This window comes from Nonomuraea sp. NPDC003727, from assembly GCF_053586935.1.
On the sequence record NZ_JBSFNE010000003.1, the window covers coordinates 333,369 to 345,513 of the forward strand.

General features: G+C 70.0%; 9 protein-coding genes. 5 read left to right on the top strand and 4 right to left on the bottom strand.

Annotated elements, in window-relative coordinates; all coding sequences use genetic code 11:
• Nucleotides 1–95 precede the first annotated feature (95 nt).
• From ACWDLG_RS10310 to ACWDLG_RS10325, 4 genes are read left to right on the top strand one after another with little or no spacing between them, the layout of a single operon-like run.
• The gene (locus tag ACWDLG_RS10310; protein WP_449918114.1) at nt 96–1,034 is read left to right on the top strand and encodes an acyl-CoA desaturase; all 939 of its coding nucleotides are present in this window, start codon (nt 96–98) and stop codon (nt 1,032–1,034) included.
• A gap of 43 nt (nt 1,035–1,077) precedes the next feature.
• A complete protein-coding gene (locus ACWDLG_RS10315) occupies nt 1,078–1,947 on the top strand; it encodes a TetR/AcrR family transcriptional regulator (RefSeq protein WP_449918116.1) in 870 nt (289 codons plus the stop codon).
• Between the two features lie 54 nt (nt 1,948–2,001).
• A complete protein-coding gene (locus ACWDLG_RS10320) occupies nt 2,002–4,062 on the top strand; it encodes an RNA degradosome polyphosphate kinase (protein ID WP_449918119.1) in 2,061 nt (686 codons plus the stop codon).
• A complete protein-coding gene (locus ACWDLG_RS10325; protein ID WP_449918122.1) occupies nt 4,055–4,864 on the top strand; it encodes an NUDIX hydrolase in 810 nt (269 codons plus the stop codon). The genes ACWDLG_RS10320 and ACWDLG_RS10325 overlap by 8 nt, the downstream gene beginning before the upstream one ends.
• Here the strand turns inward: ACWDLG_RS10325 and ACWDLG_RS10330 are convergent.
• Together ACWDLG_RS10330 and ACWDLG_RS10335 are read right to left on the bottom strand one after the other, a co-directional pair.
• On the bottom strand, nt 4,852–6,285 hold the full coding sequence (locus ACWDLG_RS10330) for a CYTH and CHAD domain-containing protein (protein WP_449918124.1): 1,434 nt from the start codon (nt 6,283–6,285) through the stop codon (nt 4,852–4,854). The two genes, ACWDLG_RS10325 and ACWDLG_RS10330, sit on opposite strands and share 13 nt — an antisense overlap.
• Before the next feature lie 147 nt (nt 6,286–6,432).
• On the bottom strand, nt 6,433–7,209 hold the full coding sequence (locus tag ACWDLG_RS10335; protein ID WP_449918127.1) for a trans-aconitate 2-methyltransferase: 777 nt from the start codon (nt 7,207–7,209) through the stop codon (nt 6,433–6,435).
• 56 nt (nt 7,210–7,265) lie between these two features.
• Here ACWDLG_RS10335 and ACWDLG_RS10340 point away from each other — a divergent pair, with 56 nt between their 5' ends.
• Entirely contained in the window at nt 7,266–7,757 is a 492-nt protein-coding gene (locus tag ACWDLG_RS10340) for a MarR family winged helix-turn-helix transcriptional regulator (RefSeq protein ID WP_354905465.1), read from the top strand.
• Between the two features lie 483 nt (nt 7,758–8,240).
• On the opposite strand, the gene ACWDLG_RS10345 is transcribed toward ACWDLG_RS10340, so the two are convergent.
• Nucleotides 8,241–10,049: an ABC-F family ATP-binding cassette domain-containing protein gene (locus ACWDLG_RS10345; protein ID WP_449918128.1), complete on the bottom strand. Its 1,809-nt coding sequence runs from the start codon at nt 10,047–10,049 to the stop codon at nt 8,241–8,243.
• A gap of 481 nt (nt 10,050–10,530) precedes the next feature.
• The gene (locus tag ACWDLG_RS10350) at nt 10,531–11,433 is read right to left on the bottom strand and encodes a 4-(cytidine 5'-diphospho)-2-C-methyl-D-erythritol kinase (protein WP_449918130.1); all 903 of its coding nucleotides are present in this window, start codon (nt 11,431–11,433) and stop codon (nt 10,531–10,533) included.
• Nucleotides 11,434–12,145 lie beyond the last annotated feature (712 nt).

The window sequence follows — 12,145 nt, forward strand, 5'->3', positions numbered from 1 at the left end:
ACATTCGCCTCTTAGGAATTCCTAACTTACGCTGACGTAAGTTACGGATGCGTAGCCCGGACAATCATCCTCATACCTGTCGTGAGAGGTAGCCCATGACCGTCCTGACCGATCGACCGGCGCCCGGTCCCAAGCCAGACGCGGATCCCGAGCCCAGGACCAAGCCCGAGCTGATCATGTTCGCTCTCGTCGTGGGCCTCCCCCTGGTCGCGTTCGCCGCCGCCGTGCCGTTCGCGTGGGGCTGGGGGCTGGGCTGGACCGACGTCGCGATCTCCTTCGTCTTCTACGTCGTCTCCGGTCTCGGCGTGACGGTCGGGCTGCACCGCTATTTCACGCACGGCTCCTTCAAGGCGAAGCGGCCGCTGAAGATCGCCCTCGGCATCGCGGGCAGCCTGTCGCTGGAGATGTCGGTGCTCGACTGGGTGGCCACGCACCGCAAGCACCACAAGTTCTCCGACAAGGACGGCGACCCCCACTCGCCGTGGCGCTTCGGCCCCGGCTTCAGGTCCATGACCAAGGGCCTGCTCTACGCGCACATGGGCTGGCTGTTCGAGAGCGAGCGCACCAACAGGGAGAAGTACGCCCCCGACCTCTCCAAGGACCCCGACATCGTCAGGCTGCACAAGTGGTTCGGCGCGCTGGCCCTCACCTCGATCGTGCTTCCCGGCATCCTCGGCGGGCTGCTGACCTGGTCGTGGCAGGGCGCGGTGACCGCCTTCTTCTGGGGCTCGCTGGTGCGCATCGGCCTGCTGCACCACGTGACCTGGTCGATCAACTCGATCTGCCACGTCTTCGGCGAGGAGGCGTTCGAGGTGCGCGACAAGTCGCGCAACGTGTGGTGGCTGGCGATCCCCTCGTTCGGCGAGTCGTGGCACAACCTGCACCACTCCGACCCGACCTGCGCCCGTCACGGTGTCCTGAAGGGGCAGATCGACATCAGCGCGGCGGTGATCCGCCTCTTCGAGCGGCTGGGCTGGGTCCACGACGTACGGTGGCCGACGCCTGAGCGGCTGGCGGCGAAGCGCATTGGCTAGTGCCGATACCACGGTGCCCGGTTTTCGACCGGGCACCGTCATTATGGAACCTGTGACCACCGAATCCCGTTCCCGCAGACGTATGACAGGAAGAGAGCGAAGAGAGCAGCTGATCACCATCAGCCGCGCGCTGTTCGCCGAGAAGGGGTTCGACGGGACCTCCATCGAGGAGATCGCCGCCACGGCGCAGGTGTCCAAGCCGGTGGTGTACGAGCACTTCGGCGGCAAGGAGGGTGTCTACGCGGTGGTGGTCGACCGCGAGATGCAGAAGCTGCTCGGCATGATCACCGCGGCGCTGTCGGCGTCGCACTCGCTGGTCAAGCTGGAGCGGGCGGCGCTCGCGCTGTTGCAGTACATCGAGGAGAGCAGCGAGGGCTTCCGCATCCTGGTGCGCGACTCGCACGCCGCCTCGGGCACGGGCACGTTCGCGAGCCTGATCAGCGAGATCGCCAGCCAGGTCGAGGACGTGCTGGCCGACGAGTTCAAGGCCAGGGGTTACGACCCGAAGCTGGCGCCGATGTACGCCCAGATGCTGGTCGGCATGGTGGCGTTGACCGGCCAGTGGTGGCTCGACGTGCGCAGGCCCGGCCGCGAGGAGGTCGCCGCGCACCTGGTGAACCTGTCGTGGAACGGGCTGACGGGGCTCAACCCCAAGCCGCAGATCACCGCGACGAGCAAGGGCCTGGAGCTGTCTCCCGCGCCCGCCCTGCCGAGGCCGACCGAGAAGGAGCTCAAGGAGGCGCAGAAGGCCAGGGCCAGGGAGCTCAAGGAGGCGGAGAAGGCCAGGGAACGCGAGCTGAAGGAGCGCGAGCGGATGCTGCGCGAGGCTGAGAAGGCCAGGGAACGCGAGGAGAAGCTGCGCCAGCGCGAGGCGAGGCTGGCCGAGCGGGCCGCCAAACTCGAACAAGAGTAAGTCGTTGAAGAGAAGTTAACGCTTTGTTCAATCTCGTTGGGCATATTACGTAATATGTCCGTTGAGCTCCTGCACCCCGACAACGATCTGCCCCTGCCTCAGGAGCGGTTCCTCAACCGCGAGGAGAGCTGGCTCCAGTTCAACGAACGGGTGCTGGAACTGGCCGAGGACCCCTCGCTCCCCCTTCTCGAACGGGTGCGCTTCCTGGCGATCTTCGCCAGCAACCTCGACGAGTTCTTCAGGGTGCGGGTGGCGGGACTCAAGCGGCGGATGGCCACAGGTCTGCTGCTGCGTACCAAGAGCGGGCTCAAGCCGCGCGAGGAGCTGGCGCGGATCGCGACGGTCGCGGACGGCCTGGCCAAGCGCCACGCGGCCCTCTTCCACGAGCAGATCTGCCCGCAGCTGGCGACCGAAGGCATCGAGATCGTCCGGTGGGACGACCTCGGCCGCGAGGAGCGCACCGAGCTGCGCAAGCTGTTCAGGGAGCGGATCCGCCCCGTCCTGACCCCCCTGGCCGTCGACCCGGCCCACCCCTTCCCGTACATCTCCGGCCTCAGCCTCAACCTAGCCGTCGTGGTGCGGAACCCGTCGACCGACCACACGGTCTTCGCCAGGGTCAAGGTGCCGTCGCAGCTGCCCCGCTTCGTGACCGCCTCCAAGGACCGGTTCGTGCCGCTGGAGGACGTGATCGCCGCCCATCTCGGGCAGCTGTTCAAGGGCATGGAGATCCTGCAGCACCACGCCTTCAGGGTCACCCGCAACGAGGACCTCGACGTCGACGAGGACGTCACCGAGAACCTCATGAAGGCGCTGGAGAAGGAACTGCTCAAGCGCAGGTTCGGCCCGGCGGTCCGGCTCGAGGTCGAGGACACGATCACGCCCGAGGTGCTGGAGCTGCTGGTCGACGAGCTGGACGTGGCGCCGCACGAGATCTACAAGATCAACGGACCGCTTGACCTGACCGGGCTGCACGCGATCGCCGACCTGGACAGGGGCGAGCTGAGCTTCCGGCCGTTCGTCCCCTCCGAGGCGATCCACGCCGAGGACGACATCTTCGCCGTGCTGCGCGAACGCGACGTGCTGCTGCACCACCCCTACGACTCCTTCGCCACGAGCGTGCAGCGCTTCATCGAGCAGGCGGCCGAGGACCCGAACGTCCTGGCCATCAAGCAGACCCTCTACCGCACCAGCGGCGACTCCCCGATCGTGAACGCGCTGATCGACGCGGCCGAGGCGGGCAAGCAGGTCGTGGTCGTCGTCGAGATCAAGGCCCGCTTCGACGAGCACGCGAACATCTCCTGGGCGCGCAAGCTGGAGAAGGCGGGCTGCCACGTGGTCTACGGCGTGGTCGGGCTGAAGACCCACTGCAAGCTCGCGCTGGTGGTCCGCCAGGAGGCCTCGGGCGAGCTGCGCCGCTACTGCCACATCGGCACGGGCAACTACAACCCGAAGACCGCGCGGCTGTACGAGGACTTCGGGTTGCTCACCGGCGACCCGCTGGTCGGCGAGGACGTCACCGACCTGTTCATCCACCTGACCGGCTACTCCAACCACTCGGCCTACCGCCGGCTGCTCGTCGCCCCGCACTCCCTGCGCGGCGGCCTGCTGGCGCGCATCGAGCGGGAGATCGCCCACCAGCAGGCCGGCCGTCCCGCCAGGATCAGGATCAAGACCAACTCGCTGGTGGACGAGCAGCTGATCGACGCCCTCTACCGGGCCTCCCGCGCGGGCGTGCCGGTGGACCTGTGGGTCCGCGGCATCTGCACGCTCCGTCCGGGCATTCCCGGCCTGAGCGAGACCATCCGCGTCCGTTCGGTTCTCGGGCGCTTCCTCGAGCACTCCAGGGTCTACGAGTTCGGGCTGGGCCGGCGGCCGGAGGTCTGGATCGGCAGCGCCGACCTGATGCGCCGCAACCTCGACCGCCGGGTGGAAGCCCTGGTGAAGGTCACCGGCCAGGCGCACCGGGCCTACCTGATCGAGCTGCTCGACCTGATCATGGCCGACACCACGAACAGCTGGTGGCTGAACTCCGACGGCACGTGGAGCCGCCACCACGGCCAGGACCTGCAGACCCACCTGCTCGGCACCAGGCGCTGGAGAACGGTCGATGACTGACTCCATCAGAGCCGCGGGCGCGGTCGTCAGGCGCGGCGACGAGGTGGCCCTCGTCCACCGGCCGGCCTACGACGACTGGAGCTTCCCGAAGGGCAAGCTGCGCAAGGGCGAGCATCCGATCGCCGGCGCCGTACGCGAGGTGCGCGAGGAGACGGGCCTCACCGTGGCCCTCGGCCGCTCTCTGCCGCCCGCCCATTACCCGCACAAGGGCCGGTTGAAGCGGGTCGACTACTGGACGGCCCGCGCCGTCTCCGGCCGGTTCGTGCCCGGCCCCGAGGTGGACGAGCTGGTCTGGCTTCCGGTCGAGGAGGCGTACGCCCGCCTGACGTACGCATGGGACGTGCGGCTGCTGCGCGCGCTGACCGCCGCGCCGCCCGAGACCACCCCCCTGATCCTGGTACGGCACGGCAGCGCCGGCTCACGCCAGGAATGGACGGGCGACGACGACCTGCGCCCGCTCGACGAGGAGGGCGAGGCCCAGGCGCGCACGCTGGCCACGGTGCTGCCCGCCTACCTGCCCACCACCCTGCTCAGCTCCCCGAGCAGGCGGTGCGTCCAGACCCTGCCCGACGGCGACATCCGGCTCGACCCGCTGCTGAGCGAGCCGGGCTACGACCCCGCCAGGACCGCCGAGCTCGTCCGCCGGCTCGACGGCCCCGCGGTCGTGTGCAGTCACGGCAAGGTGCTCCCTCCGCTGATCGCCGAGCTCGGCGGAGTGCGTCTGCACCTGCGCAAGGGCGCGTTCGCCGTCGTCCACCGCGCGGACGGGAAGGTCGTCGGCGTCGAGCGTTACCCCGTCTGAACCCCCGCCCACACCTCGGGGAAGTCCGCCTGGGCGCGCTCGGCCGTGGCCCGCTCGATGCCCACCAGCACGCCGTAGGTGAAGGTGTCCTCGCCCGCCTGGCGCGCGGTCTCGGCCTCCTTGGCGAGCGTTTCCTGGGCGACCACCCCGTCCTGGTGCAGTCCGAGCACGTCCTGGATGGATTCGGCGCGCTTGGCCAGATCGCCCATTCCGAGCGCCTCGGCGGTGTACCGGGCGCGTTTGGCCGCCTTGCGCACGTCGTGCATGGCGATCTCACGCTGCTCCGGCTCGGCGATGGTCTGCGCGGTGTCGTACGCCTTCGTCACCCGCTTCCAGTTCTTGCCGGCGATGGCCGGAAGGACGTCGTCGGCGGGCTTCTCCGCCGCCTTGCCGAGCGACGGATCGGCGACCAGCCCGTCGAGCGCGTCGAGCAGGGCGTAGTAGCGCTCGCCGCTCAACGCCTCCCTGATCCTGCCGTAGGCCTCCTCCTCGCGGGCGCCGAGGTCGTCGCCGAGCCGCGCCTGGACCGGACCCACCACCTGCTCGGGCGGCAGGCTCTCCAGATGACGGGCGAACCTCGTCCTGATGACCTCCAGGTCACGGGCCTCGCCGAGCACGGTGCCGAGCCACTTCAGCTCGTCCTGGAGGTGCACGGTGTCCTGCACGACGGTCTTGAACGCCTTGAGCGCGCTGCGCATCCTGCGGCAGGCGACGCGCATCTGATGCACCGCGTCCTCCTCCGCCCTGCGCGTGCGCGGATCCTGCGCCAGCAGCGCGTCGACATGTCCCGCCAGGTAGGCGATGACGACGTCGGCGGCGGTGCCGTCGCCGACCTCGACGCGCGCCGGCGGCGCCGGCTTGAGCAGCCTGGCCAGCTTGCTCCCGGTCCCCGCGGGTACGGCTCCCGCCTTGCGCAGCCGCTTGCCGACCTTGGCCAGCAGTTTCGGGTCGCCCTGCTCGAGCAGCTCGGCCTCGACCTCGCGCCAGCGCTCCATGCGCGGCTCGTCGCCGAGCACCGTGCCCTTCACCCGGTCGTCGGCCACCTCGACCAGCCCCGACACCACCCGCACGCTCCTGCGGGAGTCGAGCTCGGCCACGGGGGCCAGCGCGGCGCCGCGCGTGTAGGCCTGGACGAGTTCGGCCAGCTCGCTGGGCACGATCTTCGTGCTGCGGGTGAGCGGGAGCTGGATCTCCTGACGGGCGCCCTTGGCCCGGGGCAGCTTGAGGTGCCAGCCGGGATCCGCGCCGCCCCTGCGCCTGCGCAGCGTGATACCCCTGGCGGCCAGCCGTAGATCGGGCGTGTCGTAGTAGAGCGCCACGAGTTGGTAGCTTCTCGGCCCGAGAACCTCGCCGAACTTGCTGAGGTCGGGGACTTCGTAATCGTCAGGAACGTCGAACTTGTCTTCGATCTCGATGCCCACTACACCTCGCAAGTGTCGAATTGCGGACAATGATGCCACTGCGCGATGAACAGGAGAAGGCTGATCGGAGCCTCGCTGTCAGGTGGCGGGCAGCACCCTTGCGGTATTCCTACCCATATTCGACCTGCTCAGAAGGCTTTCGGGGCGCTATCGCACCTTCTGACCGACCACGAAGACCCGCCGGAACGGGAAGAGCGTGCCGTACGGCCTGGCCGGATAGGCGTCGTCCAGCAGGCCGGCGAGTTCGTCGACGAAACGCTGCCGCTCGCCCGCGTCGAGGCGGTCGAAGATCGGGCGCAGGGCCGAACCGGAGATCCAGTTGAGCACCGCGCGCTCGCCCTGGAGGATGTGGACGTAGGTCGTCTCCCAGGCGTCCACCCGCAGCCCGAGGCCGCTGAGCTGGTCGACGTACTCCACCGGCTCGGCCACCGGCCAGGGCCGCTCGAAGTCGCCGAGCCTGTCGCGCCACGCCTCGCTCGCGCACAGCTGCCTGACCAGCACGTGGCTGGGGGCGTCGAAGTTGCCCGGCATCTGGAACGCGAGCCAGCCGCCCGCACTGAGGTCGTCGACCCACCGCTCGAACAGGTCGCGGTGCGTCGGCACCCACTGCAGCAGCGCGTTCGAGACGAGCACGTCGACAGGGCGGTCCGGGTGCCACAGAGTGACGTCCGCGACGTCGAAGCGGGCGGTGGTCTTCAGCTCGCGGGCCTTGCTGATCATCGCCGGCGAGGAGTCGAAGCCGTAGACGGTCGCCTCCGGCCAGCGCTCGGCGAGCGTGGCGGTCAGTTCCCCTGAGCCGCAGCCGGCGTCGACGACATAATCGGGGGCATCCGCGTACACGCGTCCGACCAGCTCCGCGTACGGCCGGCCGCGCTCGTCGGCGTACTTCGCGTAGGTCGCCGGGTCCCAGATATCTCTTGACATAAAGATAATTGATATCGAGAGAGATATCTCGATGTCAAGACAGTACACTTTGTGCCATGACGATGGACGAGGTCGACAGGCTCGTGGCGTCCTGGCAGCAGGAGCGCCCCGATCTCGATGTGACGCCGCTGCAGGTGCTGAGTCGAGTCTCCCGCCTGGCCCGCCACCTCGACCGGGCACGCCGCGCCGCCTTCGCCGAACACGACCTCGAACCGTGGGAGTTCGACGTGCTCACCGCGCTGCGGCGGGCAGGCGGGCCGTACGAGCTGTCACCGGGCGCGCTGCTGCGCGCGACCCTGGTCACCTCCGGAACGATGACCAACCGCATCGACCGGCTCGAGCAGGCCGGCCTGGTACGGCGGCGCCCCGACCCCGAGGACCGGCGCGGAGTGCTCGTGTCGCTGACCGACGCCGGACGGGCCAGGGTCGACGCGGCCTTCGCCGACCTGCTGCGGCGCGAACGGGAACTGCTGGCCGGATTGGGCGGCGACGAGCAGAAGGTCCTGGCAGATCTGCTCCGCACCCTTCTCACACCCTTCGACTCCTGACGCCCCGAATCCCTGTCGCGTCCTCGTGCCCTCCGCCACACCCTGGGAAACCTCCAGCGCCCGGCTCTCTGCCCGGCCTTGACCCAGGGAACCAGGAATCCCCGCCTTCGTTAGCCCAGCCTGGGCCAGCCCCCGAGAGCCCGGGCACGCGCCACCGTCCAGCACGTCAGCCCTCGAGAACCCAGGCCCACGCCAATCGTCCAGCACGTCAGCCCCGGCCCGCCCCAGGGACATCAGCCCCCTGGACGTCAGCTCGCCCGAACGTCAGCCTCTTGGACGTCAGCGCGCCCGGACAGCAGCGCGCCCGGACAGCAGTCCGTCGGGACGTCAGCGTGCCCGGACGTCAGCGTGCCCGGACGTCAGCATCTTGGACGTCAGCGCACCGCCGGCCTTCGGGAACCCCCGGCGCGGGCCTCTGCCGTCTTCCCTCGCCGACCACCGGGAGCCCCGGCGCCGCGCCTGGGCGGGTGACCTGGTCGCCGGTCACTCGCCCAGGCGCTCGGCGACCTCCAGCCACTCCGCCTCGACCGCGTCCTTCTCGTTGAGGATCTCGCGCAGCTTGCCGTCCAGCTCGCCCAGCTTGGCGTAGTCGCTGGCCGCCTCCGCCATCGCGGCGTGCAGCTTGTCCTCCTGCCCGCTGAGCTTGTCGAGCTGGCGTTCGAGGCGGTTGAGCTCCTTGCGCAGCTCACGCTCCTCCTTCGCCGACAGCCCAGCGGCCTCGACCTTCTCCACCTTCTCGACCGGAGCGGCCGCAGCCGCCGCGGCCGCGCCTGCGACCCGGGCCGTCACCGCCGTGCCCGCCGCCCGCCGTTCCAGGTACTCGTCGACCCCGCCGGGCAGCAGCGAGAGCCGCCCATCGCCCAGCAGCGCCACGCACCTGTCGGCCACGCGCTCCAGGAAGTAGCGGTCGTGGCTGACCAGCACCAGGGTGCCGGGCCAGCCGTCGAGCAGGTCCTCCAGCTCGTTCAGCGTCTCGATGTCGAGATCGTTGGTCGGCTCGTCGAGCAGCAGCACGTTCGGGTCGTCCATGAGCAGGCGCAGCAGCTGCAGCCGCCGCCGCTCGCCGCCGGACAGCTCACCGACCACCTTCCACTGCGCCTCGCCCTTGAAGCCGAGACGTTCGAGCAGCTGGGAGGCGGTCCACTCCCTCTTGCCGAGCTGCACGTACTTGCGGATCCGCTCCACCGACTCCAGCACCCGCAGCGTCGGGTCGACCTCGGCCAGCTCCTGCGACAGGTACGCCAGCCGTACCGTGCGGCCGGTGACCACGCGGCCCGCGTCCGGCTTGACCTGGTCGGCCAGCAGGCGCAGCAGCGACGACTTGCCGGAGCCGTTGACCCCGATCAACCCGATGCGGTCGCCCGGCCCGAACTGGTAGGTGCACCGCTCCAGCACCAGCGGGCCCATGCCGGGCCCGCCCGCGTGGAGCGTGACGTCCTCCAGGTCGTAGACCGTCTTGCCGAGCCTGGCCGCCGCGAACTTCATCAGCTCGACGGTCTCCCTCGCCGGCGGCTCATCGGCGATCAGCGCCTGCGCGGCCTCGATCCTGAACTTCGGCTTCGACGTACGCGCGGGCGGACCCCGGCGCAGCCAGGCGATCTCCTTGCGCATGAGGTTCTGGCGGCGCTCCTCGGCGGCCTGCGCGATGCGCGCCCGCTCGGCCTTGGCCAGCACGTAGGCGGCATAACCACCCTCGTAGCGCTCCACCCTGCCGTCGACGACCTCCCACGTCCGGGTGGACACCGCGTCGAGGAACCACCTGTCGTGCGTCACGACCAGCAGCGCGCTCCTGCGCTGCGCCAGGTGCGCCGCCAGCCAGGCGATGGCCTCGATGTCGAGGTGGTTGGTGGGCTCGTCGAGCAGGATCAGCTCGTGCTCGTCGATGAGCAGCTTCGCCAGCGCCGTACGCCGCCGCTCCCCGCCGGACAGGTCGCCGACCGGGCTCTCCAGATCGAGATCGCCGATCAGGTTGGCGAGGATCTCCCTGATCGTCTGGTCACCCGCCCACTCGTGCTCGGCCCTGGCGCCCAGCACCGTCTCGTGAACGGTCTTGCCGGGATCGAGGTCGTCACGCTGCGACAGCAGACCGACCCGCAGACCCCTGTTGTGCGTCACCCGCCCGGAGTCGGGCTTCAACCCGCCCGCGACCACGGACAGCAGTGTCGTCTTGCCGCCGCCGTTACGCCCGACGACGCCGATGCGCTCACCGGCATCGATACCGAGAGAGACGTCGGCGAGCAGCGGCTTGGGCCCGTAGGCGTGGGAGACCGACTCGAGATTGACCAGATTCATCGTCCCCAAGGGTACGGACTACCGCCCCATTTGGCTAAGCGACCAAGCACTCGGCGATACGGCAGCCTCACGCGGCCCTCGCCCGGCCCCCCGGACCGCCTGCCCTCCGAGCCCGCACCGCCTGCCTTCTCGGCCCGCGCGCCTGCTCTCCGGGCCCCGCCGCCAGCCCTCTCGACCCGCGCCGCCCGCACTTCGCCCCCGCCGCCAGCCCTCTCCGCCCGCGCCGCCAGCCCTCCGGCCCGTACCGTCTGCCGAACGCCAGCCACGACGTCGCAAGTTGCAGGACCCATCGTCGCCGTCGGCGGCCACACCACGCAGCTCAGCACGGGCCCTTTCCGACGCCACCATCCCGACCCCAGGCGCGACCTCGCCACACCCACCCGGCCAGCTCCCCACGGCACCATCTGGCGCCGCCGTCCCGACCCGGGACACCACCTGGCAAGAGCCCCGGTCACGCGCAAGACGACCGTTTCCCGGCCGGTCACACGATCGAAGCGCCCGCCACGGGGCCGTAGGCGGGCACCGCCGTACGGCACACGCCCTCCTCGACGAGCGCCACCGCCAGCTGTCGCGCCTGCTCCTCGTCAGCGACCAGGAACGCGCACGTCGGCCCCGACCCCGACACGATCGCGCCCAGAGCGCCCCGCGCCTGACCCGTCCCCAGCGTGCGCGCCAGCGAACCACGCAGCGACAACGCCGCCGGTTGCAGGTCGTTGACCAGCTCCGCGCCGAGCGCCCGCGCGTCGCCCTTCTTCAACGCCGTCAGCAGCGCCTCGCTCGCCTGCGGCCACGGCACCTTTTCGCCCCGTGTCTCCCGCAGCCGGTCACACTCGGCGTAGACCTTCGCCGTCGACAGGCCGCCGTCGGCGATGGCGAACACCCAGTGGAACCGCCCGTCCGTCGGCAGCTCGGCCAGCTGCTCACCTCTGCCGGTGCCGACCGCCGTACCGCCCAGCAGCGAGAACGGCACGTCGCTCCCCAGGTCGGCCGCGATCTCCATCAGATCCTCGCGCGGCAGCCCCAGACCCCACAGCTCGTTGCAGGCCACGAGGGCGCCCGCCGCATCCGCACTGCCACCGGCCATGCCGCCCGCCACCGGGATCGCCTTGCGGATCACGAGCTCGACCCCGTACGTCCTGCCCGCGTGCTTCGCCAGCGCCCTGGCCGCCTGGATCGCGAGGTTGCCATCGTCGACCGGCACCTGGTCGGTCCACTCACCCTCGACCTTCACGGAGACGGTCTCCGACTCCTTCGCGATCACCTCGTCGAAGACGGAGACGGCGAGGAAGACGTTCACCAGGTCGTGGTAGCCGTCATCCCGCAGCGGGCCCACGGACAGCTGCACGTTGACCTTTGCGGGCACCCGGACGGTCACGGAACTCATCGATCTTCTGTCACTCTCGTCGCCTGGTGGGTCAAGGCCTTCGATGCTAGCGGTGCCCACCCACCGGCCACGCAATTCCATGCCCCGCCTTGGGGGTTTCGAGCGGCATGCCCTGGAAGTGCGGTTTCCCGGCGAGCGAGAGCGGTGCGGAGCCCCGGGAAGCGCGGTTCCGCAGAGGACGTGGGCAGTACGGAGCCAAGGGAACTGGCGTGGACAGTGCGGAGTCACGGAAAGCGCGGTTCCGGAGCGGGCAAGGGCAGTGCGGAGTCACGGGAGGTGCGGTTTAAGAGAGGGCGAGGGCAGTTCGGGGTCGCCAGGCATCCGCGGGGCCAAGGAGGCATGCGGTGACAATCGCCCGGCTGGAGACACGGAAGGCGGGTGGAGTCGTGAAGGGGCCAGCTCGTGAGGACGTGGAGTGGGTTCTGAGGGATCTCGGGGCTGCGTCATGGGCCCGGATCGGGCGATGCTGGGCGACTGCTCTCGGGCGGGCGGGACTCAGCGGGCTCGGGCGCGCGGGACTGAACGGCTGGACTCGGGCGGGCGGGATTCAGCAGGCTCGGGCGCGCGGGACTGAACGGCTGGACTCGGGCAGGCGGGACCGAGCGGGTCATCTCGGGCGAGTGAGCTGGGCGACTGATCGCGAGCGCACGGGACTGAACGGCTGGACTCGGGCGGGCGGGACTGGGCGGCTGATCTCGGGCGGGTGGCGCGG